25 protein-coding genes are annotated in these 24,576 nt (G+C 50.6%); 3 read left to right on the top strand and 22 right to left on the bottom strand.

Annotation, left to right across the window (positions count from 1 at the left end; translation table 11 throughout):
* Positions 1–8: 8 nt before the first annotated feature.
* The 5 genes from ACESZP_RS05415 to rfbB are packed head-to-tail and all read right to left on the bottom strand — an operon-like array spanning position 9 to position 4,167.
* The gene (locus tag ACESZP_RS05415; protein ID WP_499708268.1) at positions 9–797 is read right to left on the bottom strand and encodes an ABC transporter permease; all 789 of its coding nucleotides are present in this window, start codon (positions 795–797) and stop codon (positions 9–11) included.
* Entirely contained in the window at positions 784–1,605 is an 822-nt protein-coding gene (locus ACESZP_RS05410; protein WP_499708267.1) for a hypothetical protein, read from the bottom strand. The genes ACESZP_RS05415 and ACESZP_RS05410 overlap by 14 nt, the downstream gene beginning before the upstream one ends.
* Position 1,606: 1 nt before the next feature.
* Positions 1,607–2,158, bottom strand: a complete 552-nt coding sequence (rfbC, locus tag ACESZP_RS05405; protein ID WP_178038473.1) for a dTDP-4-dehydrorhamnose 3,5-epimerase — start codon at positions 2,156–2,158, stop codon at positions 1,607–1,609.
* 35 nt (positions 2,159–2,193) lie between these two features.
* Complete coding sequence (gene rfbA, locus ACESZP_RS05400) at positions 2,194–3,063, bottom strand: glucose-1-phosphate thymidylyltransferase RfbA (RefSeq protein WP_178038474.1); 870 nt, start codon at positions 3,061–3,063, stop codon at positions 2,194–2,196.
* 21 nt (positions 3,064–3,084) lie between these two features.
* Entirely contained in the window at positions 3,085–4,167 is a 1,083-nt protein-coding gene (rfbB, locus tag ACESZP_RS05395) for a dTDP-glucose 4,6-dehydratase (RefSeq protein WP_178038475.1), read from the bottom strand.
* A 198-nt stretch (positions 4,168–4,365) separates the two neighbouring features.
* On the opposite strand from rfbB, the gene ACESZP_RS05390 reads away from it, so the two are divergent.
* The 3 genes from ACESZP_RS05390 to ACESZP_RS05380 are packed head-to-tail and all read left to right on the top strand — an operon-like array spanning position 4,366 to position 8,696.
* Complete coding sequence (locus tag ACESZP_RS05390; RefSeq protein WP_499708266.1) at positions 4,366–5,856, top strand: DUF6056 family protein; 1,491 nt, start codon at positions 4,366–4,368, stop codon at positions 5,854–5,856.
* A 23-nt stretch (positions 5,857–5,879) separates the two neighbouring features.
* On the top strand, positions 5,880–6,944 hold the full coding sequence (locus ACESZP_RS05385; RefSeq protein ID WP_499708265.1) for a GtrA family protein: 1,065 nt from the start codon (positions 5,880–5,882) through the stop codon (positions 6,942–6,944).
* 18 nt (positions 6,945–6,962) lie between these two features.
* Positions 6,963–8,696, top strand: a complete 1,734-nt coding sequence (locus ACESZP_RS05380) for a hypothetical protein (RefSeq protein ID WP_499708264.1) — start codon at positions 6,963–6,965, stop codon at positions 8,694–8,696.
* Positions 8,697–8,763: 67 nt separating this feature from the next.
* On the opposite strand, the gene ACESZP_RS05375 is transcribed toward ACESZP_RS05380, so the two are convergent.
* The 17 genes from ACESZP_RS05375 to ACESZP_RS05295 form a co-directional block, all read right to left on the bottom strand.
* Positions 8,764–10,260 carry a glycosyltransferase-like membrane protein gene (locus ACESZP_RS05375; protein WP_499708263.1) on the bottom strand — a complete coding sequence of 499 codons (1,497 nt, stop codon included), beginning with the start codon at positions 10,258–10,260 and terminating at the stop codon, positions 8,764–8,766.
* Positions 10,261–10,263: 3 nt separating this feature from the next.
* On the bottom strand, positions 10,264–11,205 hold the full coding sequence (gene arcC / locus ACESZP_RS05370) for a carbamate kinase (protein WP_178038480.1): 942 nt from the start codon (positions 11,203–11,205) through the stop codon (positions 10,264–10,266).
* Positions 11,206–11,282: 77 nt separating this feature from the next.
* The gene (locus ACESZP_RS05365) at positions 11,283–11,570 is read right to left on the bottom strand and encodes a DUF6506 family protein (protein ID WP_178038481.1); all 288 of its coding nucleotides are present in this window, start codon (positions 11,568–11,570) and stop codon (positions 11,283–11,285) included.
* Between the two features lie 39 nt (positions 11,571–11,609).
* Positions 11,610–12,440 (bottom strand): class II fructose-bisphosphate aldolase, encoded by an 831-nt coding sequence (locus tag ACESZP_RS05360; protein WP_178038482.1) that lies wholly within the window; start codon positions 12,438–12,440, stop codon positions 11,610–11,612.
* A 16-nt stretch (positions 12,441–12,456) separates the two neighbouring features.
* Positions 12,457–13,233 (bottom strand): Na-translocating system protein MpsC family protein, encoded by a 777-nt coding sequence (locus ACESZP_RS05355; protein WP_178038483.1) that lies wholly within the window; start codon positions 13,231–13,233, stop codon positions 12,457–12,459.
* 3 nt (positions 13,234–13,236) lie between these two features.
* Positions 13,237–14,280 carry a sensor histidine kinase gene (locus ACESZP_RS05350; protein ID WP_499708262.1) on the bottom strand — a complete coding sequence of 348 codons (1,044 nt, stop codon included), beginning with the start codon at positions 14,278–14,280 and terminating at the stop codon, positions 13,237–13,239.
* 95 nt (positions 14,281–14,375) lie between these two features.
* Positions 14,376–15,410, bottom strand: coding sequence for a zinc-binding dehydrogenase (locus ACESZP_RS05345; RefSeq protein WP_178038485.1), 1,035 nt, complete (start codon positions 15,408–15,410; stop codon positions 14,376–14,378).
* A gap of 3 nt (positions 15,411–15,413) precedes the next feature.
* A complete protein-coding gene (locus tag ACESZP_RS05340) occupies positions 15,414–16,598 on the bottom strand; it encodes an iron-containing alcohol dehydrogenase (protein ID WP_178038486.1) in 1,185 nt (394 codons plus the stop codon).
* Positions 16,599–16,624: 26 nt separating this feature from the next.
* On the bottom strand, positions 16,625–17,464 hold the full coding sequence (locus ACESZP_RS05335) for a PTS system mannose/fructose/sorbose family transporter subunit IID (protein ID WP_178038487.1): 840 nt from the start codon (positions 17,462–17,464) through the stop codon (positions 16,625–16,627).
* Positions 17,465–17,466: 2 nt separating this feature from the next.
* Positions 17,467–18,219 carry a PTS sugar transporter subunit IIC gene (locus ACESZP_RS05330; protein ID WP_178038488.1) on the bottom strand — a complete coding sequence of 251 codons (753 nt, stop codon included), beginning with the start codon at positions 18,217–18,219 and terminating at the stop codon, positions 17,467–17,469.
* Between the two features lie 15 nt (positions 18,220–18,234).
* On the bottom strand, positions 18,235–18,711 hold the full coding sequence (locus tag ACESZP_RS05325) for a PTS sugar transporter subunit IIB (protein ID WP_178038489.1): 477 nt from the start codon (positions 18,709–18,711) through the stop codon (positions 18,235–18,237).
* Between the two features lie 23 nt (positions 18,712–18,734).
* Positions 18,735–19,148, bottom strand: a complete 414-nt coding sequence (locus ACESZP_RS05320) for a PTS sugar transporter subunit IIA domain-containing protein (protein ID WP_178038490.1) — start codon at positions 19,146–19,148, stop codon at positions 18,735–18,737.
* Positions 19,149–19,501: 353 nt separating this feature from the next.
* Positions 19,502–19,708: a hypothetical protein gene (locus ACESZP_RS05315; protein WP_178038491.1), complete on the bottom strand. Its 207-nt coding sequence runs from the start codon at positions 19,706–19,708 to the stop codon at positions 19,502–19,504.
* A gap of 25 nt (positions 19,709–19,733) precedes the next feature.
* Positions 19,734–20,498 (bottom strand): type III pantothenate kinase, encoded by a 765-nt coding sequence (locus tag ACESZP_RS05310; protein WP_178038492.1) that lies wholly within the window; start codon positions 20,496–20,498, stop codon positions 19,734–19,736.
* Positions 20,495–21,784 (bottom strand): AI-2E family transporter, encoded by a 1,290-nt coding sequence (locus ACESZP_RS05305; RefSeq protein ID WP_178038493.1) that lies wholly within the window; start codon positions 21,782–21,784, stop codon positions 20,495–20,497. The genes ACESZP_RS05310 and ACESZP_RS05305 overlap by 4 nt, the downstream gene beginning before the upstream one ends.
* A 35-nt stretch (positions 21,785–21,819) precedes the next feature.
* The gene (locus ACESZP_RS05300; protein WP_499708261.1) at positions 21,820–23,847 is read right to left on the bottom strand and encodes a penicillin-binding transpeptidase domain-containing protein; all 2,028 of its coding nucleotides are present in this window, start codon (positions 23,845–23,847) and stop codon (positions 21,820–21,822) included.
* Positions 23,848–23,892: 45 nt separating this feature from the next.
* Entirely contained in the window at positions 23,893–24,543 is a 651-nt protein-coding gene (locus ACESZP_RS05295; RefSeq protein ID WP_499708260.1) for a hypothetical protein, read from the bottom strand.
* Positions 24,544–24,576 lie beyond the last annotated feature (33 nt).

Raw genomic sequence — 24,576 nt, 5'->3', positions numbered from 1 at the left:
CTGCTCTCCTATATCTTCAGAATAAACTTATCCTGGGATTTCTTAAATACCAGGGAACCAATCACCAGCGCAATCACGCACCATACGATACTCTGCACATGGAGAATCCAGGGCGCTGTCACACCATCCAGCACCACTGCGCGGAAAATCTTGATAAACGCAGTCAATGGATTGGCATTGATGATAAAGACTGCCCACTTGGGCGCGCCGTCCAGGATGGACATGGGGTAAATGACCGGAGTCAGATACATCCATGCTGTGGTCACAACACTGTACAAATGCATTAAATCACGGAAGCTTACTGCAGCCGCAGATAAAAACAGACTCACGCCTGTGGAAAACAAAAGTACATACAAAAGTGGAAATACCGCCAGAAGCACCGTCGGCGTCACACGGGAGCGTGTAGCCACCATCACAATTACCAGCGCAATCATGGAAGACAGCAGGTTGACGCCGCTGGACATAACCTTGGTGATCGGAAACAGATATTTCGGCACATACACCTTTTTAATCAGTTCGCCGCTGTGGACGATGGAGCCCATGGCGATACTGGTCGATTCATTAAAGAAGTTGAAGATGACCTGGCCGCACAACAAATATACCGGGAAATTCTCCACATCTCCGTAACGGGAGAAAAAGTAGGAAAATACAATAGACAGTACTGTCATCATCAGAAGAGGATTCAGCACCGTCCAAAGAAGTCCCAGCACAGAGCGCCGGTATTTGGTTTTGATATCCCTCTGGACCAGCTGGTCAATGAGGGCTCTGTATTTGACAAAGACACTAATCAAGCTCACGGCGGTATCCTTTCTGAATCACGCGGTTGATCACGGCAATCAGCACAAAGGCTCCTAAGAATACCATGCCGAAGCGTAAAAAGCTGAAGCACAGCACCTGGTCGTTGGGCCGCGGTGTGGAATAATAAGCGTTATTAAAGATGAACAGCTCACTGCAGAGAGCCAGATAGACAGCTGCCAGGAAGGTCAGAATATTGCCCTTGCCGAAAATCACCTTCATGGGACCCTGAGCGTCATGCTGCAGCTTCCAGATGCCGGAGGAATAGATATCCTCAGCCTCCACCTTCAGCCGCTTATTTTCCTTCTCCAGGGCATGATTTTCCTTCATGGCGATATCCAGTTTGCCCAGAAGCTGCGCCTTCTCCTTCTCGGAAACACTGTGCTTCTTGATCTCCTGCCAGTATTCCTTCTTGTCATTGCCCAGCTCCAGTACACGGAAGGTCACCTTCGCGCTTTTAAGCTTCAGGCACAGAGCCTCGTCCACAAAAAACTTCGGGTCGTTATGCAGATAGACGAAGATGGGATCAAAATCCACATCACTGTTGGTCTTGATCCGCTCCATCTCAATCTGTCTGGTCTCGTCATCCTCATAGGTCAGGGCCAGGTTCTCCAGCTTCACCATGCTACTGTCCTCCAGCAGCGGGTCAAACCGGAAGCCACAGGTGTGCTCAAAGCCTGTCAGGTCAAAGTCCAGAGTTACGGTCTCACCCAGGGCACAGGTATAGGGCACTGTCAGGGAATCCTCCGGACGGAAATCCTTACCTGTATCAATAAATACCTCTGCTGTCAGCTGTACACTCTCACTCATCTTATTTCTTCAACTCCTTAATTCCGCCCCATTTCTGATCCTTCTCAGAAATTGTCAGTTCCATTCCCTCCGGGATCGGCCACTCCACGCCGATATCCGGGTCGCTCCACAGCAGACCGCCCTCATCATTCGGATGATAGAAATCGGTGCACTTGTACGCGAACTCCGCGTAATCGGACAGCACCAGGAAGCCGTGGGCGAAATTCTTCGGGATGAAGAACTGCTTTTTATTTTCCGCGGAAAGCAGTACGCCGTACCACTGTCCGTAGGTGGCGGATCCCTCGCGCAGGTCTACGGCCACGTCGAACACTTCGCCGCTTACCACGCGCACGATCTTATCCTGGGGATGGTTAATCTGGAAATGCAGGCCGCGCAGTACGCCCTTCTTGGACGCGGACTGGTTGTCCTGTACAAAGGGCATATCAATGCCTGCTTCCCTGTAATCGTTGTAGTTGTATGTCTCCATGAAATAACCGCGCTCGTCGCCGAATACGGTCGGAGTAATCACCTTCAGACCTTCGATCGGGCAGGTCTCAACTGTAATCTTTCCCATTTTTCATTGTCTCCCTTGTAAGCTATTTGAAAAATTTATAATCCGTTGGCCACATCGATCAGATACTGGCCGTATGCTGTCTTCAGAAGCGGCTGTGCCAGCTTCACCAGCTGTTCCTTGTCGATAAAGCCGCGGCGGTACGCGATCTCCTCAATACAGGAGATGTACATGCCCTGGCGCTTCTGGAAGGCTGCTACGAAATCCGCCGCGTCCAAAAGGGCATCGTGATTGCCGGTATCCAGCCATGCGAAGCCGCGTCCCAGAGTCTCTACCTGCAGAGTTCCACGGCGCAGATACTCGTTGTTGATACTGGTGATCTCGATCTCACCGCGCGCGGACGGCTTTACATTCTTGGCAATCTCTACCACGTCGTTGTCGTAGAAATACAGGCCCGGAACCGCGTAGTTGGACTTGGGGTTCTGCGGCTTCTCCTCGATGGAAAGAGCCTTGCCCTGCTCGTCAAATTCTACCACACCGTACTCCCGGGGATCCTTTACATAATAACCGAAGATGGTAGCGCCGGTCTCGCGCTCCGCCGCGTTCTTCAGAACTCTGGAGAAGCTCTGTCCATAGAAGATATTGTCTCCCAGAACCAGGGCTACACGGTCGTCGCCGATGAATTTCTCACCGATAATAAACGCGTCAGCCAGTCCTCTGGGGCTCTCCTGTACGGCATAACTCATCTTCATGCCCAGCTGGGAACCGTCTCCCAGAAGATCCTCGAAAATGGGCAGATCCCGGGGTGTGGAGATAATCAGCACCTCGCGGATGCCTGCCAGCATCAGCGTGGACAGCGGGTAATAGATCATCGGCTTGTCATATACCGGCATAATCTGCTTGGAAATCGCCTTTGTCAGCGGATAAAGTCTTGTTCCGGAACCTCCGGCCAGAATAATTCCCTTCATTTGTAATTTTCTCCCTGTTTATTACTTATTTTTATACATATCTTCGTAGTATTTCTGATAGTCGCCGCTGGTCACGTTCTTCATCCAGTCCTCATGCTCAAAGAACCACTGGATGGTCAGACGGATACCGTCCTTGAACATGGTCTCCGGATACCAGCCAATCTCCTCTTTGATCTTGTCCGGAGCGATGGCGTAACGACGGTCATGACCCTTACGGTCTGTCACGTAGGTGATCAGATCCTTGCTTACCAGCTTCTTTCTCGGATCCTCGTCCGGCAGCATCTCCTGCAGGGTCTCCAGGATGATATTGATAATCTCGATGTTCTGCTTCTCATTGTGTCCGCCGATGTTGTAGCGCTCGCCCAGGCGGCCATTTTCCTGTACCATGTCGATGGCCTTGGCGTGATCATCCACATACAGCCAGTCGCGTACATTCTTGCCGTCGCCGTATACCGGGAGTTTCTTGCCCTGCAGAGCGTTGTTGATAATCAGCGGGATCAGCTTCTCCGGGAACTGATACGGACCGTAGTTATTGCTGCAGTTGGTGATGTTCATGGGGAAGCGGTAGGTATCCCAGTATGCCTTTACCAGCATATCAGAGGATGCCTTGCTTGCGGAGTAGGGGCTGTGCGGATCGATAGGGGTGGTCTCATAGAAATAAGTGTCGCCCTCTTCCAGAGATCCGTATACCTCGTCTGTGGATACATGCAGGAATTTCTTGTCTGCCTTGAAGGTGCCGTCCGGCAGCTCCCAGGCTTTCTTTGCCGCGTTCAGCATTACCAGGGTGCCCAGTACGTTGGTCTCTACAAAGATCTCCGGGTTCACGATACTGCGGTCCACATGGCTCTCTGCCGCGAAATGTACCACGCGGTCGATGTCATTTTCCGCAAAGATCTTCTCAATGGCCTCGCGATCGCGGATATCTGCCTTGATAAAGGTGTAGTTGTCCCGATCCTCGATGTCCTTTAAGTTCTCCAGGTTGCCTGCGTAGGTCAGCGCGTCCACGTTGATGATGCGGATCGTGTCGCCGTACTTGCGGAACATGTAGTGAATGTAGTTGGAACCGATGAAGCCGGCTCCTCCGGTTACAAGATAAGTTCTCATTTTAAAAAATCCTCCGATTTTATTCTTATTTTTCTTCATAGTTATTTGCAGTATAGCATTATTTGCCGTCCATGGCAAGGATTTTAAGATTTGACGCCTGTTTGACACGCATTTCTTCCATTTTATGGTTTGACATTGGTTTGTCGATTGGGTATATTTAGATAAGATAGAATCATGAACCAATGAGGAGAGAATTTCATGCCGCGTCGAATCCGTCATACCATCGCAAAGCTTTCCCTTGCGGAAAAGCTTTGTTTTATCATGCTTACCCTTTTTCTTATCAGCCTTCTGCCGGTCTGCAGACTGGCCTTTTACGCGCATCCCGCCGGAGATGACTATGCGTACGGCGTAGCGGCGCACCTTGCCTGGACTGATACCCATTCTCTTTCTGCCGTTCTCGCAGCGGCTGTTTCCAATGTAAAGGGCTACTATACTTCCTGGCAGGGAACGTATTCTTCTATCTTTCTGATGTCGCTGCAGCCGGTCATTTTCAGTCAGCGTCTTTATTTTCTGACCACATTTCTGATGCTTTTTATGGTAATCGGAAGTATTTTTTCTCTGTTTCACGTTCTGTTTACCCGTTATATTCCGCTTTCCCGAAGCCTGCGGCTGATGCTTTCCCTGGCGCTCTCGTTTCTCTGCGTCCATGTGATTGACGAAGGAAAATCTGCCCTTTACTGGTACAACGGAGCCCTGCACTATACATTCATGCACAGCTGCATGCTGTTTTTCTTCGCTCTGCTTCTCCTGTATATAAAAGAAGAAAAGCGTTCCAAAAGAATATTTTTCCTTCTGTGCTGTTGTTTTCTGGCCTTTGTCATCGGCGGAGCCAATTATATTACCGGACTGCTTTCTCCCGTGATTCTGCTGGCATTGCTTCTCCTCTGCATTCCCGCCCATGAAAAACGGGGTCTGGGCAGCATACTCCCGCTTCTGATTATGCTGATTGGTTTTTTCATCAATGTCAGCGCCCCCGGAAATGCTGTCCGAATCGCCGCCCAGCTGGATTCTATGGGGCCTGTGGAGGCTGTTTACTATTCCTTTGTATATGCGGTAAAGGGCATTGGAGAATGGACAAATCTCTATGTCATATTCTTTGCCGTCCTTCTGGCTCCCTTTTTGTTCCGGGCTCTTTCCGGCTGCCGTTTTTCTTTTCCGCTTCCCGGAATCGTCCTTGGCTTTTCCTTCTGTCTGGTGGCGGCCTCCTATACGCCGTCCCTGTATTCCATGGGACACACATACATCTTTGGCCGCTCCTTAAATATTATGCGTATGCTGTTTTACCTGCTGTTCTTTCTGAACCTGGTCTACTGCATCGGATGGCTCTGTACCCGTTTCCCGAAGGCTGCTGCTGATTTTACAGTTTCTTCCGGTTTGAAGAAAAGCTTTCTGACCGGTCTCGCCCTTGCCTTCTTTGCGCTTGTGATTTTCTCCGACAAGGACTGCATTACCGGACTGTCCGCAGCGGATTCCCTTCATAAGCAGTACGCGCAGACCTATCACCGGGAAACCCTGTACCGCTACTCTCTGATCACCCAGGGGCCCGACGAGGTATGGGTTCCCAATCTCTCGGTCTGCCCGACCTTGCTGGATCCGCAGGAGCTGTCCGAGGATCCTTCCGACTACCGTAACAGCTCTCTGGCTGCATGGTACGGCATTTCCACGATTCACATGTCTAAAATTTATTAATTTACATACACGAGGTAACACAAATGAAAAGCATTCTTGTAATTCCGGCTCTGAATCCGCCGGCGCACCTTCTGGAATATGTGGACCAGCTGATTGCTTCCGGCGCGGAACACCTGGTTCTGGTGGATGACGGAAGCGCTTCCGAATATAAACCAATCTTCGAAAAGCTCTCAGAGCACCCCCAGTGCCATATTCTGACCCATACGGTCAATCAGGGCAAGGGACGGGCTTTGAAGGACGCCTTTGCCTATATTTTAGAGCAGCCGCAATGGGCGGGACTGGGCGTCATTACCGCCGACTCCGACGGCCAGCATCTGGCAGCGGATATCCGGCGGATGGATCAGGAGATGGAGGAGCTTCACCGGAAGGAGGATCGCTTTCTCCTGCTTGGCTGCCGCAATTTCCATCAGGATGACGTTCCCTTCCGCAGCCGTTTCGGCAATCTTCTGACCTGCTCCCTGTTCCGGCTTTTGTACGGCGTATCCGTGACCGATACCCAGACCGGTCTCCGGGGAATTTCCTGGGATCTGCTTTCCCATATGTGCCAGCTCTCCGGCGAGCGCTTCGAATATGAGATGAATATGCTGACTGACGCGGCCCTCTCCAAAACCCCGGTACACACCCTGGAGATTAGCACCGTTTATCTGGACAATAATTCCGAATCCCATTTTAATCCGCTGGTAGATTCCATCAAAATATACCGAATTCTGTTTGGCACCTTTTTGAAATACGCCGTATCCTCGTTATTTTCCTCTCTGGTGGATCTGGTCTGCTTTACGGCTGCGGAGCTGCTTCTCCCGGCAGGCGCATACCGGATTCTGGAAGCCACGGTCATCGCGCGGATTATTTCCTCGCTGGTCAATTATTCCTGCAATAAAAAGCTGGTTTTTTCCGATAAGGGCAGCACAGGCTCCACGCTTCCGAAGTATTACGCCCTCTGCGTGGTCGTTATGCTCTGCTCAGCCGGTCTGGTAAGCCTCTTTTCCTTCCTGCCGGTTCCGCCCACTCTGATTAAAATTGTGGTGGACACGGTTCTGTACCTGCTCAATTACCAGATACAGCGCCGCTATATTTTCAAAACTATTTAATTTCTGGAGGAGCTTGTTATGAATACTCTGCTGCTGGGTCTGCGCGTACTGCTGTTTGCCCTTTCCACCTTTGGCTATCTGACGGTTCTGCATAAAAAAACGAAGCTGCCGGTCGAGTTTCTTCCGGCCATCGTCTTCTGCGGACAGATTTGCGTCCTGTTTGCGGCAGGCATCCTGAACCTGCTTTCTCTGTCCGTCTGGCTTTTATTCGGCGCAGGGCTTCTTCTGGCTGTGCTTTCCCTTCGGGATCACAGACTGTACCGGGATTTTCTCTGCCCGGGTTATGTGTTTTTCGCGCTGTCCTGTCTTTATTTTTTACTGATGCTGAAAGGACAGGTTTTCAATTCCTATGACAATTTTTCCCATTGGGCCCTGGTCGTAAAACAGATGCTTCTGACGGATCGTTTCCCAACCTTTCAGGATCCGCTCATCCTGTTTCAGGCCTATCCGCTGGGAAGCTCATCTTTTATTTATTACGTCTGCTGTCTGATCTCCCGCGTATCGGAAGGCTGTCAGATGTTCGCACAGGTGATGCTGTCCCTCAGCATGATCCTGCCCTTATTCTCCTGTATCCGAAAGCAAAGGTTTACGGGTATTCTCCTGATGCTGGGAAGCGCGCTGTTTTTCCTGAGCTACAATACGGTTCCTTCCGAACTCCTTGTGGACGCGCTTCTGGCCCTTACCGGAGCTGCCGCGCTTCTTCTTCTGGAGCAGGAGCTGGGAGCAGAAGACCAGACTGCCTGGCTTTCCGTCCTGCCTGCCGTCGCCCTGATTCTGATTAAGAATTCCGGTATTTTCTTCTGGGCGCTGCTGGCCGGTAAGCTGATCTGGCATGCATGCCGTCACGGGAAAACTGCTTCCGCTCCCGCGCGCCGCTCCTGGTACACCGTATTTTTTGCTCCGCTTCTCACACTGCTGCTATGGAAAAAGCATGTGGCCTATGTCTTCGCCGCCGCAGAGTCATCTCCCCACAGTATGTCTCTTTCCGCCTATCTCGCCAACATGCAGCAGAAAATGGCAGACGGTTCCATCTCCCGGATTACAGAAGCTTTCCGGCAGCAGCTTATCGCCGGACGCGGCCTTCTGCTTCTGCTTCTTGTCCTTGCGGTTTTTATGGCCGCCTGCGCTATGCATAAGCTTTCTGTACGCCCCTGGCTCGGACGCGCTGTCTTTCTGACTGTGGTTTACGTCCTCTACCAGCTTGGTAATCTGTGTATGTATCTGTTCTCCATGCCGGAGGGCGAAGCCGTGGTCATGGCCGGCTATGGACGTTATTACCGCACGATTATCATGTTCTGCTTTGCCTACGCGCTCTTTTACCTTCTGCGGGAGCTGGATGAGCAGAAGCTGCCCCTGGCGGTAATCGGCACGCTGCTTCTGCTTCTCGTGTACCGGAAGCTCGGCATGTCCACATCCATTCTCCATCGAACCGGCGAATACCCTGTCCGCGCGGAAATGGAGCGTCTTATGGACGAATATGACATCGAGCATTATCAGGATTATCTGATCTGCATCCCGGAAGATGATATGGGATATGTCTACCATCTGACCAAATACCTGCTCTACACCCCCACCGTAGACGTTCATGTGGACGTCTCCTCAGAGGATGAATTTGCGGATATCGTCAATATCGCCATCGATCTGGAGTACGAATATTTCATCAACCTGGATCCGGAAAATGAGGCCATTGACCAGTATTGTCAGAAGGCCTTCGGCGCAGCTCCCGGCCAACAGGTGATACGGCTGCAGTAAATAATACGTTTGCTTAGCAAAAAAATGAGTACGGGATTTTCACATCCTGTACTCATTTTTGTTTTCCTTATTTATCCGGTTTTTCTGTTTTCATTTGCCCGTTTTTTTTCATCGGAAGCAGAGAACGGATTTCCTGAATTCCGTCTATCCCCAGCAAAATGAATATCGGGACAAAATTCACAAGATACCGGGAGCGGGTTTCCCAGATCAGCAGGAACAGGAACAGGCCGAAGACTGCTATCTGCATGGCCTGTATCTCCCGTGTTTCGCATTTCCCGAAGAAATTCACAAGCAGCGACAAGAGGATTCCGCCAAGCAGAAGAAGCTGTACTGCATTGCAATACCGGTAAGTTTTCGCGTAATCCACGCCGTCATACAGGAACCGGGAATGAAGCCAGCTCTCCCGCAGAGGATCCCGCTTCAGCTTCTCGGGAGCGAAATATACGCCGTCGCCCCAGGTAAATACAATCTTGCTGTCCAGATGCTGGCGCAGGCCTTCACTTCCATATTCTTCCAGTTTCTCTTTGATATATGTACGATCTGTTTCCTGTTTTTCCGCTTTTCCCTCCACAGAAGCCGTCATCCAGTACACGTTGGCGTCGTAGCCGCCCACGCCGGTCAGTCCAAGCGCCAGCCAGTGCTCCACCGGGAATTCATTTTGATAGGAATCCGTCGCGTCAAAAAAGGGCATTTTCTGCGGAATTACCGTAAGCGCTCCTACCAGAGCCAGAAACGGGATTAGAAGCAATAAGCTCTTTTTCATCCGTTCCGCCGCTTTCTCCTTTTCCAGCCAGATATGAATCAGAAGCGCTATCAGAATCACGCCCAGGCTTCCCTTTACCTTATATCCCACCGCAAGCACGGCTGCCGTCAGAAGCAGGAACCGGGCATCCTTCTTCCGAAGCTGATAGGACAGAAAACAGCCTGTCACGAAGGGCAGGGCAAAGGTATCCGTATAAAAAATCGCGCTATGCATATAGAAGGGCAGAAAGCAGGCGCAGGCTGCCAGAGCCAGCCATGCCATTCGACCGCCATAGAGCTGTTCAGCCAGCAGGAACAGAAACGCAACGCCCAGCACAATCAGACCCACATTCAGCAACACGCCCAGGGTAATGTAGGAGCATAAGCCCCCGAATATTTTAAAAAATACGGCCAGGAACATGCAGACTGCCACATTATTGGGATAGGTAGTAAAATACCAGTTGCTGCTTTCCGAAAACGCGCCGTCCTCCGCAATTTCCACCGCTCCCTGGTAGACGGAGCCGAAATCCCAGCCCGGGTAAACCCGAAGCTGTAAGCCGCAATAGAGTAATCCTGCCGCCATCAAAAGCAGGAGCGTCAGAGACGCTCCCCGCCAGAATCTTTTTTCATTTTTAAGCCGCCCGGACAATTTCTCTGTCAGAAATGTCAAAAACAGGAAAACCACCAGAAGCCCCAGGGCCAGAAGACCGATTTTCTTTGTCTCATTTAAGGAAACTGCGGCCATATAGCAGACCCGCAGCCACACCAGTGCCGCTCCGCCGGAAAATAAGCCGACGCATATCTTCTGTATCTTCGCAGACATAAATTACTTTGCCTCTCTGATAATTGTTCCGGTCTTCTCGTGAAGGGCCTCTTTTGCCTTCGCCAGATCCGCAATCACCGCCACCCGGCCCGGACGGCCTGCCACAAAGGAAGCGCCTGCCGCCATCTTCGGAAGTACGGACGCCCGCGGAAACTGTCCTGCTGCCGCGTAGGACTCCACTTCTTCCGGTGTTACCTTATCCAGCTCTTTCTCACGGTCTGTACCATAATTGATACAGATCTTATTCTCTCCGGTCAGAATCATCAGCATGTCCGCATCCAGAAGCTCCGCCAGTTTTCCGCTGGCATAATCCTTCTCAATGACGGCGCTAGCACCCTTTAAGTGGCCGCGCTGGCGAAGCACCGGAATTCCGCCGCCTCCGCAGGCGATGACTACCTGATCCGCGTCCAGCAGTGTGCGGATCGCGTCGATTTCCACGATATCCGTGGGCTTCGGAGCAGCAACCACACGGCGGAAGCCCTTGCCTTCTTCCTCCACTACAAAGTTGCCCTTCTCTTCTTCTGCCTCAGCCTCTTCTTTTGTCATATAACGGCCAATCACCTTGATAGGCTCCGCAAATGCCTCGTCGTAGGGATCTACCACTACCTGGGTAATGATGGTGCTGACGGTCTTCAGAATGCCTCTTCCCAGAAGCTCCTCCCGGATGGCGTTCTGCAGGTCATATCCGATATAGCCCTGGCTCATGGCCGAGCAGACCGACATGGGCGCGAAGGTGTAATTTTCGTGCTCTTTTCCGAACTCATTGAGAGCCGTATGAATCATGCCCACCTGGGGCGCGTTGCTGTGGCTGATGGCTACCTGACAGCCCTCCTCCACCAGATCTGCGATAGCTTTCGCCGCATTCTTTACTGCCACCTGCTGCTCCGGCAATGTGGTTCCCAGTGCTTTATGTCCCAAAGCAACTACTACTTTTTTCTTTTCCATAATCCGTTACCTCGCTGTATTAGACTTTAGGGTTATTATAGTTGTTTTACAGCTAAAAAGCAACGGGAAATCCGGGACTACTTTTTAGAAAATACCTTTGCGTACAATTCGTCCTGCTCCGGCAGATGCGTTATATATCCAATCGGGATCTCATTTCCGGTGGCTTCTATGATTGCCTTCGCTCCTGCAGAGCCAAAACCGCCGCACAGCTCAATACAATTTACGCCTTCTTTTATCAGCTCGTTCGCCACTGTGCAGGCTGTTTCCAGATCCTTCACCCCCACAATCCGGGCTTTTCCATCCTGAATTTCTGCTCTGTCCGTTTTTTCATCGTAACGTCCCATAATTAAATATGCATATTTCATATCGTTTTTCCCAATCCGGTGCAATCAGCTTCCGGCTTCTCATGCTTTTCCTTCTGAACCGCACAGCGTCATATAATGGGCCGCCACGTTCTTGTAGCCTTCATACAGCAGCGGATACATGGCGTAAGCGCCCATGCCGTCCTTGCACTTCTCGTTCAGGTTCGCAATCGCGCCCCGTTTCAGGTCATTGGAGATATTCAGCTTGCAGATGCCCATCTGGCAGGCCTTCTTCAGGTTCTCGTCTCCGGTACCGGAGCCCCCATGCAGTACCAACGGAACCGGAACCTTTTCCCGGAGCTCTGCCAGCAAATCAAACTGGAGCTTCGGCACGCCGCTGTATACGCCGTGAGCTGTTCCGATAGCGACCGCCAGAGCGTCCACGCCTGTCCGCTCTACGAATTCAATTGCTTCCTCCGGAACGGTGAAGCCACCGGTTCCGTCCGTCTCGTACTGATTTGCCATACCCACATGACCCAGCTCTGCTTCTACGCCCACGCCTACTGCATGCGCTACCTTTACAATCTCGCTTACCTGGGCGATATTTTCCTCAAAGGGAAGGGTCGAACGATCCACCATCACGTCGGTAAAGCCCGCGCGTATGGCCCACATGGCCTCCGCGTAGGTTCCGCCATGATCCTGGCACATGGCCACCGGCACCTTCGCGCGGATAGCCAGATCTTCCACAATTCTTCCAAAATAATGGATATCCGGGTTTACTTTATATAGTGCAATCATGATCAGCGGAGATTTTTTTTCCTCAGCCGCCTGAATCGCCGCCCGCACGGAATGCTCATTTTCCACTGCTATCGCCGGCACACAGTAATGTCCTTCTCTCGCTTTTTTCATCAGTTCTATCATAGAAATATACATAAGCTTATCCTCCCGACTAATAAATCTTAAGTTCAAACTGCAGGTCGTCCCTGTTTTCTTTCGCGTTGCAGGTCACATGCCGGAGCATCACATCCATTCCCAGCTGCCCGGACATGGCCTTTTCCATCCGCTCTTTCCGATCCAGGTAGAATACCTCTCTTGTGTAGCTGATCATGCGGTAATTCTTCTCATTGGCTATCATGCTCAGTTCCATTTTCGTCAGAACTGAATCCAGCGTGACCTTCACAATGGTTCCCTGAATAAATACTTTTACGACCTGCGGTCCCTTTCCTGTCTCCTCTTTCAGAAGCGTAGCAAAAATCTGCTTGATATCCGCCTCCTTTTTCAGTTTTTCCTCTCTGTCCACAATCAGTCCGGATCCCGTCAGGATTCCGTCCTGAATCTTCAGCACCTGAACTGATACCTCACTGAGTGCGCCCAGAAGGGCCTCCGTGTCGATGGGCTTTACAATGTACTTGTTGATGCCCACATCGACTGCTTTCAAAATGACCTCCTTATCGTCAAAGGCCGTCGTAATAATAATCGGCGTCTCCCGATCCGTTTCCCGAATCTTCCGGCTCATCTCAATTCCGCCCATCAGCGGCATCTTCAAATCCGTAATAATCACATCCGGATCCACGCTTTCGTACGCCTTAATTCCCAGCTTTCCGTTATTGGCCGTATAGACCTTGCCGCACCGTCTGCGAAGCATGATTTCCATCTGACGTAAGGTATCCAGATCGTCCTCTACCAACAATACTCTGAGATTTGAAAGATAGCTTTTCTTATCCATAACTCACCCTCCATATTTCGGCAGAGTAATCAGGAATTCTACGCCCTCTCCTCTGTTCTGAACCGTCAGATCCCCGTGAAAATCTTTTCGTATGGTATTTCTGGCTATTGGAAGTCCCAATCCGGATCCCTTGTCCCCTTTGCCGGAACAGTACATCTCGAATATTTTTTTCTGATCCTTTTCTTTGATGCCTCCCGCGTTATCCCAAACCGACAGTATGATGCCATCAGCTGTCTCTCTTCCCTCAATCTCAATGACGCCGATCCAGTTTTTTTCTGTTGTCTCTTCTTCCCGTTCCACGATAGCATCCACCGCATTATCCACCAGATTCATAATAGCCTGAATCAAAATACTCTTTTTCCCGAATATCTCCAAATCCGCCTCTATCCGCACTTCGCAGAGAATGTTATTTTCCCGGATTCTCGTGGCGAAGATATTCAGCACGTACTGCACGGCTTCCTCCAGACTGAAGAAGCTGTTGCAGCCGTCGTGTGCCAGCACGCTGCGGAATTCCGTGATGGTATCCGAAAGCAGCCTGACGGTCTCTTTTGCCTCTCCGGACAATTCCAGAACCGTAACCTCGTCTTCCTCGCCGCTTAAAATGCTGTCCTCCAGATTTGAAATTAAAAGCATCAGCCGGTTCAGCGGCTGTTTCCACTGATGAATAATGTCTGTTGTCACACGTCCCACCGATGTATATTTTGCATATCGCATTACTTCGTTATTCTTTTCTGTCAGCTGGGCTTCATACTGCTTGACCAGGCGGTCCCGGCTGATGACATCATTTTCATGGAGCACAAACATCACAAGAATCAAAACCAGATTCAGCGCCAGACAAATCGCAATGCAGATAGAATCTGTCTTGTAATATTGCTCCACAATCTGTGCTGCCCCTGCTGCATGTTCCAGCTGAAGCTGTGCTGCCAATACCCGCGCTTTCTTATAAACCGGCGTATATAAGGACATAATCATAGCCAGCTCCGCAAGCGTATTCAGAAGAAATGTCACGATGATGATCTCGCGGCTGTACTTATACACTTTTTCCATTGTCTGCTCCTCCTGATGTCCGTTATGTCTTTTTCTTATCATTGTATCACACTTTCTAACATAAGCATACATTTACCAGGAGGAGCAGGAGGGTCTTAAAAACGAATCATAACACGGTAAGTCTCCGGACTTAAGGCACGTTCAAAGGCCTTGTCCGCTTCTTCCATGGAATAGCTCTCAGTCAACAGCGGAGCCAGATCCACAATCTTCTTGGACAGAATGCGGGCAGACGTATCAAAGGCCTTGATGCTGGGGCTCTTGGAACCGGTGATAATAATCTCGGAATTGTGGATGTAGTTCGGGCTTACCTCGATGGGGTTATCCGGATGCATGGAGCTGTACTGAACCATCCGACCCATCATAGCTGTCATCTCAATGGCCTGAGAAGTCAATGCCGTAATCGGGGTAGTATTAAATACAACGTTCGCGCCCTCTCCGCCGGTCAGCTTTTTCACTTCCGCCACCACGTCTACTTCCTTCGGATTCAGAACAATATCTGCGCCATAGCTCTTCGCCACTTTTTCTCTTGCCGGATCCGGCTCACTCAAAATGACTCTCGCGCCGGACATTTTTGCCGCAATCACATGCAGGATGCCCATAACGCCGCCGCCGATCACAACCACATCGTCGCCCAGCTCGATTTTTCCACGTTCAATACTGTTCAGGACACAGGCAAAGGGTTCTACAAATACGGCCTGCTCGTAAGCGATATCATCCGAGAGCAGGAAGGTCTGATTTGCGTCCACAGCAATATATTCGCCCAAGCCGTTCGGTGTCAGGGTGCCTGCCGCCGCTGCGGATTTTGCGTACGCGCCCTTACACAGATTCTCCTGACCGTGACGGCAGTAATAGCAGACACCACAGTTTTTCAATACTCTGGCTGCCGCCTTAGAACCTATCGGGAATAACTTCGGATCCACATCAGCTCCTACTTCTTCGATCACGCCGGCCAGCTCATGACCGCCCACATAGGGAAGCGTTTTCTTCGTCATCTGGGTAAATACACGTTGCTCAAAAGTACACAGCGCGCAGGCATGGATGCGAATCAGAACCTGATTCGGTCCAGGCACCGGTTTGGGAATATCGAAGATTCCTGTTTTCCGCTCCTCTACAATTGCTACAACCTTCATTTTCTATTCCTCCTTTAATCCGTAATAAGACATCCTGTACAGTCCCTCCAGACTGTCATCCCCCTTGAATCCGGCAATCCAGTAGATGTGTCCGATCTCTTTTACCATCTCGATGTACTGCGGCAGATTCGCGAAGAATTCTTCCTCCGGAATACCCGTCTCCTTCAAGGTTTTCGGCATACCCAGTTCATCATATAATTTCCAGATATAATCAATCAGGTTTCTCTGCTTCTCGTAAGCCATCTCACCCGGCATCCCCATCTGCTCTGCGATATCCAGATAATGATTCTGCTCTATCAGATACAGCATGGTGTAGGGCAGGAAAATACCGATAACCTCGCCGTGGGGAATATGATAAGCCTTCGCAAACATATCCAGCTTATGCTCCAGTCCACCGCCTGCGTTTTCTATCTCGTCTCCGGCCAGGTACGCACACACATGCATCAGCGCTCTGGCGTCCTTATCCCCTTTATAGGATTTGGGCAATGCCCTCAGAATCTGAATGGCTGTCTGGGTGCAGAGCATATGATCCAGCTGATTACAGTTCTGGGTGGATAATGCGCCCACCACATGGGCCAGCGCATCCACGCCAGAATTTACGATTACCTTGGGCGGAAGGGAATCCAGTAATGAGAAATCCAGGAACGCTTCCTTCGGACGGATTTTCTGATTGATTAATAATGCCTTGGTTCCGTCGTATTTCTTATAGACTGCCGCTCCGGTGGCCTCCGCTCCGGTTCCGCTGGTGGTGGGAACCGTAATCAGGGTCGCCTTGCCCGGGAAGTCCGGTAAATCAGTCAGAATCGTGTCCCAGGTAAGCTCCGGGCACTCGTAGAAGGCCCACAGCGCCTTGGCTGTATCCATGGTGGATCCGCCGCCAATGGCCAGGATATATCGCGGTCCATACTCGCGGATCACCGGAATAAACGGGTCGATGGCTTCGTAAGAAGGCTCTGCTTTCACGTCGCAGATAACCTTGAAATCTTTTCCTGCCAAAATTTCTGTGGTCAACCGCTGAAACATCGGGGTCGTCATCAGGTAGGTGTCCAGAATGATGGCGATTTTCCCGCCTGTATAATTTTTCAGCTGTTCCAGCGCGCCGTCGCCCATGGTTACCTGCAGGGTACTTTTATGCATGGTCAGCTTTTTTTCTTCCAGAACATAGTACGGATTTGGTCTGTGCCCCATCCTTCATTCCTCCATTTCATCGTGTTTTAAATCAATCCGATAATACCAAGCACTGCACCGACAACGATCAGAATTCCCATCATCTTCAGCGCGGAAATATCTTTTTTCTTCATACCGGTATATACCAGTAACGTCAGTACCATCGGAAGCATCTTCGGCATAATCGCGTCGAAGAAATTGGTCTGCAGATCAAAGGTTCCTGTAGTCATTTCGAAAGAAACCGTTGTGCTTAAGCTTACAAAGTTTGCTACCAGCGCACCCATTACGGTACATCCCATAATACCCGCTCCGGAGATAATCTTGCGGATAACGCCGCTCTCAATAAAGTTCAGAATCGCCTCGTCGCCTTTTTTATAGCCAAGCATATAGCACTCATAGCCAAGCACCAGAATAATTCCAATAAAGAGTACCAGGTAAAGCACCGGCCCTAAGAGGTTGCCATCGATGGCAAGACCAAGGCCCATGGACAGAAGCAGCGGAGACAGAATCGCCTGGATAAAAGTATCGCCGATTCCGGAAATGGGACCCATCAGACCATATTTGATAGAAGCCATGGCGTCCTCGCCTGCCAGTTCCTTCTCGCCGGAAGCGATACGCTCCTCCATGGCCGCGCACAGACCTACAATCATACTTCCCAGACGGGGCTCGGTATTGAAAAATGCGGTGTGGCGCTGCAGAGCTTCCGTTCTTCCTTCCACATCGTCCTTGTCATAGATGTCATTGATAATCGGAGCCATGGCATGCAGGAAACCGATTCCCTGGAGACGCTCATAGTTGTAACAGCTGTGCGCCATGAATAACCAGTTCAGAAAACTTTTTAATACGGCCTTTTTCGAAGCTTTTTTTACAGTTGTGTTCTCACTCATACCTATGCCTCCTCACTTGTATCATTTTTAAGCTGCATGTAGATAATAGCCATCAAAGCGGCCAGACAGCTGACTGCAATCAGATTCAGGTTGAAATATACGACCAGCAGGAATCCGATGAAGAAGAAGTATCTTGCGTCGCCCTTGAAGATGGCCTTCATGTTCATGGCGATTCCGATAGCCGGAAGGATGCCGCCGATGGCGCTCAGGATCGGAAGAATCCGGGTGCCTTCGCATGCATTTACCAGACCCTGTACCGCGCCGATTCCGAAGTAACAGACCATCGTACAGGGAATCACGTAAATCGCTGCCAGGATAATCTGAGGAAGCAACACATTCGCGATCCAGATTTTATCCGCCTTGCCTTCTGCCGCGTATTTATCTGCCAGATGGGTAAAGGGTACTGCGCTTACCATTCGCAACTGATAGAAAATCGTGCCAACCAGGCCGATGGGAACTGCGATAGCTACCGCTTCCTGCGCGGAAAGTCCTGTCAGAATCGCTGTAGCCGTACCTACAATACCTGCCAGCGAAGAGTCTGCCGGATAAGAACCACCTGTAGACATCAGTCCCAGATAGATCATCTGAATGGTTGCGCCTACCACTGTACCGGTAATCGGATCGCCCAGAATCAGACCTACGAAGAAGCCCAGAACCATGGGGCGTCCAAAGGTGTAGAAACCAATTCCACATACCCAGGGGCCTGCGTTCAGATAATAGAAAACGCCACATAAAATTGCCTGCCATAATGCCATAACACATTACCTCCTCTAAAATAATTTTTCTACGTTGATAGCGCGCTCTGCCGGAACCAGCTGAAACTCCATTGGTACTCCCTTTGCCACAATGCGTTTCATGCATTCCACTTCTTCGTCCGTAGCCGCCACATTTTTGTTAAACTTTTTCCGCTTCGGGGTCAGTCCCATGCCGCCCAGCACGATCTTCTGCATGGGGATTCCCGCGTCAATCAGCGCTTCCAGAACCAACGGAACTTTTACAAGAATGACAATATTTTCTCCCGGTACTGCGTCCTGTTTCAGTTCCGTCTCTGCGTCCGCCACGGTCATGACCTCTACTTTTACTCCCGGCGGCGCCGCTGCTTTCAAAATCCGCATCATCATCCGATCATTGACCAGCTTATCGTCCACAATCAGAATCCGGTTTCCGTTTGTGTCCTTTATCCACTGGGTTACCACCTGTCCATGAATCAGACGATCATCGATACGAATTAACACTATGTTTTTCATTCGCATCCACCTCCTTCCTCTTTTTAAAACGCTGTATCCAATTCATATAACAATTGATTTACATCCACCATGGTTTCTTTGCTGCTTCTCAGTAGCTCCTGACAGACTTCATCCAGCGACTCATAAGGCCGCATGGAGAGTACCTCCAATACCATCGGCAGATTCATTCCTGTAAAGTGCCGGAACTCATAATATCCCATGGCCCCCACAGTAACATTGAAGGGGCTGCCTGACTGCATATCCGTCAATACGAGCACGTCGCTCTCTTCCAGCTTATTCCGAATCTCTTCCTCCACCCTTTCCCGGAATAAATCTACGCTGTCACCCAGATACAGTCCAAAACAGGTTACGTGTTCCTGTTCACCTACGATCATTTGCGCCGTTTCCAGCATGGCCTTCGACAGGGGCCCATGTGAAATTAGAATAATCTCGAACATTCTCCTTCTCCCGTCCTTTTTCCGGTTTTCAACATACAAAAAGCCAGTATCCTACCTTTCTCGATAGAATACTGGCTCCATTTTGCTAAACAACCTTGTTTTCAAAACAGTCCGTCAGTACGAACAATGTATGTTCTTCCGTTTTCTGTTGATAGACTCACTATACACGATTTTTTCTTCCCAGTCAAGTTCGATTAGCATTTTCGTCATATTTCATCTATTTTATCAAGGTTTTTTGTGCATATTTCAGAATTATCTTTATTATTTTTTCACAATTTCAATTTCTTTTTGCATTACTGTACAGAAGCAATGTCAAACCTTCCATCGCGTACGACTGTGAGCCCAGCCTGCTTTTACAGGTAATTCTGCTGACATTTAATGCAGGCGCTGTTTCTGCTGCAATGAAAATCCTCTATGAGATCGTCCACCCGGCTGCAGCTGGCCGCGATGAAGGTAACCGTATGTTTTACTTTGGATGAGTCCACAGGACATCTCGTCTCAAAGACCTGCGTATATCTCCGATCCTCTTCCCTGGCATTTTCTTTTCTGTTCTCTGTCATGGTCATTCTCCTCACAAGGGCGGGCTTACTGATTTCTCCGGTAGATAAGTTTTAAGCCCTTTAAAAGCAGTGCGTCGTCCAGCTTAAGCTTTCGCCTGCAATAGGGCGCAATGTACCTGGCCATACCGCCTGTGGCTACCACAGACACCTGCTGGCCCAGTTCCTCCTCGATGAGTCCAATCATACCGTCCACGCAGGCCGCGTTTCCATAGAGGACGCCGCTCTTCATGCAATCCACAGTGTTGCTGCCGATGAACTTTTTCGGCGGATCCAGGCTGATCTTCGGAAGCTGGGATGTACGACTGATCATGGCGTCCAGGGCCACGCCCACGCCCGGCATAATCATGCCGCCCATAACCTGCTTCTTCTCATTGACTACAGTAAAAGTGGTAGCTGTTCCCAGATCCACCACTACCAGCGGACAGGGATATTCCTCAATGGCTGCCACCGCGCCTACCACCAGGTCGGAGCCCAGCTGGGCCGGATTATCGATACGGATGTCCAGGCCGGTCTTGACGCCCGGTCCCACCACCAGCGGCTCCCGGCCTGTCACCTTGCCCGCAGCCCGGCGCATCACACCGGTCAGAGGCGGTACCGCCGACGAGAGAATTGCTCCGGCCAGTTCCTTTTTATCAATTCCATATATCTCCAGAACCGTCTTAATGCTGATGGCATACTCCAGCTCTGATTTCTTCGTATCTGTGTGAAGCCGCTCCACGAATACAATCTCATCGTCCCGGATGCAGCCTACCACAATGTAGGTGTTGCCGATATCTACCGCTAAAATCATGGGGTTTCCTCCTGTTCCTCTTTTTTCCGCTCCGGCCTATCCGCATTCTGTACATAACGAAGCTGTCCTCCGTCCTGTTCTATGGATACCAGTTCCTGATAAGTATCCGTGTCCGTCGTCAGCTTTTTCTGCCGCAGCAGATAGTTGGCGCATTTTTTCACCAGGTCGTAGATGACCGCGAAAGCCGGAACACCGATGATCATGCCCACAAATCCCAAGAGACCGCCAAACACCAGAATGGAAAACAACACCCAGAAGCTGGACAGACCCGTGGAGTTGCCCAGGATCTTCGGTCCCAAAAAATTGCCGTCAAACTGCTGCAAAAGTAAAATCAGGATCAGGAAATACAGACACTGCATCGGATTCACCGTCAACACCAGGATAGCGCTGGGAATCGCCCCGATATAGGGTCCAAAGAACGGAATGATATTAGTCACGCCCACCACCACGCTGATCAGCATGGAATAGGGCAGGTTCAGAATGCTCATAAAGAAGAAACACAGGCAGCCGATAATCAGGGAATCGATAAGCTTGCCGCTGATGAATCCGCCGAACATCCGGTCAATCAGCCGACACTCGTCCAGAATCGCGTTGGCATGCCGTACACTGAATGCACTGTAAATCAGCTTCTTAGCCTGAGCTGCGAATTTTCGGCGGTTGCCCATCATGTAGATGGCGGCAATCAGGCCGATCAGAATATTTTTCATCACGACGATAGCCCCCAAAAGCCCTGCGGAAACACCGCTTACGATGGTCTGCATATTAGGCAGAAGCTTGGTTTCCAGCCAGCTCTCCACATTGACAGAAACCGTATCAATAAACTGATTTACATAATTCCAAACTATTTCATTGTCCTGCAGATAATTCTGAATCCAGGCCGACCATTTATTAACCATGGACGGGAACGCCGTCACGATGCTGCCGATGCTTAAAAATACCTGCGGCATAACCATGGCAATCAGGAGATAGATCACCAGCAGACTGAACACCATGCTGAGGCCGATGCCTGCCGCCCCGGCGATGCCGTGCGCCTTTTCCGGCTTCTTCATTCTGCTTTCTAAAAAACAAAACAAATGCCGTTCGATAAAATTGCAGACGGGAGTCAGCAGGTAGGCAATCACCGCACCATAGATAAAGGGCATCAAAATTCCCTTCATTAGATTATACGCCGCCACGATCTGGTCGAATCGGTACATGGCGAAAAATACCAGGATGCAGATAATAATAGAACCTGCACCCGCCAGACTTTTATAGAGATATTTTTTCAGTGGTCCGTTATTTTTCATATGCTTCCTGCTTTCCTGTCAGTAATACCTGTCATTTATTTCATATATTCATCAAAGCCCTTCATGACTTTTGGAATCACATAATGGCTTCCGCCCCGGCCTTTGACGTCTTCGATCATCATCGTAATCAGCAGCGGCTTCTCCGTGTTTTCCACGCACATACCCACGAACCAGCCAAGCTCCTGACCCTCCGTGTCATCCTTCGAAATCTTCAATTCCGCCGTGCCGGTCTTTCCTGCCATGCGGAAGGCATCCCGCTGTGCCGCATGGGCCGTGCCGGCGCTATCCTCCACCACCTGATAGAGATCCGCCAGCACCGTATCTGCTGCCTCTTTGGTGAACACGCCCTCTTTCCAGTATGTGGCGCTCTCGCCGTCCAGCAGATAAGGCTTCACCATATTACCTCCATTTACCAGAGCGGAATAAATGCTGCTTAAGTGAATCGGGTTCACCAGTATCTTGCCCTGTCCGTAGCCGCTGTCCGCCAGTTCTGTCTCGGACGCGATCCTGCCATCGCTTCCATAGCCGGACGCCGTCGCCGCGAAATCAAAGGGCAGCTCCTCCCCAAAGCCCAGGGAATCCAGACCCTTCATAAAGTCTTTCTCACCCAATGCGCAGGCTGCCTTTGCGAAATAGATATTGTCGGAATGCACCAGGGCATTTTCCAGATTCTTCACCGGATAATCCACCAGGGTAGTCACATAATAATCGCCCCAGCTCGAGTCCTTCTGCCATTTTAAGCCGTCATTCTTCACATCCTCGTCCGGGTTAAGCGTTCCCGCTGTCAGACCCAGAGCCGCCACCACGGGTTTGAAGCTGGATCCGGGCGTCCAGGCCGCCAGATAACGGTTATACAGTGGCTGGGACTCGTCAGAATTCAGCGCCTCCCACGCGCTGGCAGTATAACCCATAACGAAATCATTGGGATCGTAAGCCGGTGTGCTGACCAACGCCCGCACTGCTCCGGTAATGGGATCCATGGCAACCGCGCAGCCCTCGTCGCCCTCCATCTCCTGATAAAGATACTGCTGCAGGGTGATGTCGATGGTCAGCTTCACATCCTGTCCATCCTCCGCCGGCTTCTCCAACACCACATCTTTCACTTCGCCCAGCTGATTCCGGATCTCTATAGTATAGCCATCCTTCGGACGAAGCTGCTCCTCATAGATGCGCTCTGCGCCTGCCTTGCCGATGATACTGTTTCTATTATACCCCTGCCCTGTTCTTTTTTCCAGTTCTTCCGCCGTAATATTCTGTACATAGCCGGTGAGCTGGGCTGCCTTTTCGCCAAAGGGATAAAACCGCACCTTCGTGTCCGAAATCATCACACCCGGAATTTCCAGCAGCTTTTCTTTCAGCTCCATGGCGTCCTTGGCTACGGTCCGAAGCGGCACAAAGGTATCGTCCCGCACCCAGCCTGCGCTTAAGGCCTTCTCTATCTTCTCCGTACTGATTTCCAGAAGCTCCGACAGCTGCGCGATGGCGCCGTCCCGGTCCTCCGGAAGCTTGCCCGGCACCAGACCTACGGAAGAAGCGATACCCTCCCGGGCCAGTTCCACCTGATTGCGGTCATAGATATTGCCACGTTTGGCCTGGGTCGTCACCACCTTGACCGTATCCTCATTATAGAGATTCGGGAAAATGTCCTGGCTATCCCAGCTCATTTTGTAATCCCCATCCTCATTTTGGGTAAAAATGGCTACAGTATCAAAGGACAGCTCCCCGGCAATTGTATCCATAGTCAGAGTATACTTGACCCGCTGAGTCTCCGCCTTTTCATCTTTCTTATCACCCTCGTCCGCAATATCGATTCGGATGTCCGAGGCTTCGATTCCACCATAGATATTTTTATAACGGTTTACATAAGTCTCTTTATCCGTAGTTTCCTGCGCTTCCTCCGTCAGGAAATCATACATATCCACGTAATCTCCCTGATTCAGAAGATCGATATATTCCGTCAACAGTTCTTCGGGCTGCACCGTCTTTTTCCCGCAGCCTGCCAGAAGTCCCAAGCTCAGGCCGAGGCCAAGCGTCAAAGCTGAAAATGCCGTTCTCCGTTTCATAGAAATCCCCCTTTTTCTTCTGTAAATCTATTGTATTATAAATTCTTATAAAAAGATATCCTCTGTTTTATTTTTCTCTGGCTCCTGCCACTTCTCCGGATACCGCCACTCGTCTATCTTCCAGGATAGCTTTCCGTTATAGGGCGTCGCCGTCCAAACCACCCCTGCGCAGCCCAGAAGCGTTACCGCTGCCAAACATACGGCCACCGGCAGCTTCCAGAAATGCCCTGCCAGCAGTCCCCGCTGAGTCAGCTTCATCCGGAACAACCCTTTCTTCTTTTCCGGCCATTCCGCCATGTCCACCCAGAGGAAGCGGTGCCCCTTTAAGCACAGCCACGCCTGTTCTCCTTTCGTACGGTACCAGCGCATTTCCCCTAGCTTTACCTGGTTGCCATCCACGAAAACCAGACGGTTTTCTTCGATCTCCAGCTTCTTTACGACGCCCGGATAGCTGTTTTTCCGGTATAAATGCCTCTCCCACAGATACCAGAAAAAATACAGGAAAAACAGGAATATACAGCCTGTCAGAACCGGGGTCCTGCGCCGCACACCGCCCAGCCAGCAGAAGCGAAACATGGTCCGCCAGAACCCGTAATAGACCAGAAGGAACCAGGGGCTGTAAAGCCGTCTGGTCCACAAAAGCCTTCCCATTTTCCGCTTCCAGCGCTTCTCCGTGGCCTTATCTACCATTTCCATCTATCTGTCACCTCCGCCGTCCCCTTGCTTCGC

Source organism: Candidatus Dorea massiliensis AP6, assembly GCF_964245105.1.
Lineage (GTDB): Bacteria > Bacillota > Clostridia > Lachnospirales > Lachnospiraceae > Laedolimicola > Laedolimicola intestinihominis.
The sequence above is the reverse complement of the archived record's forward strand: the minus strand, read 5'-3'. Positions and strand labels throughout refer to the sequence as shown.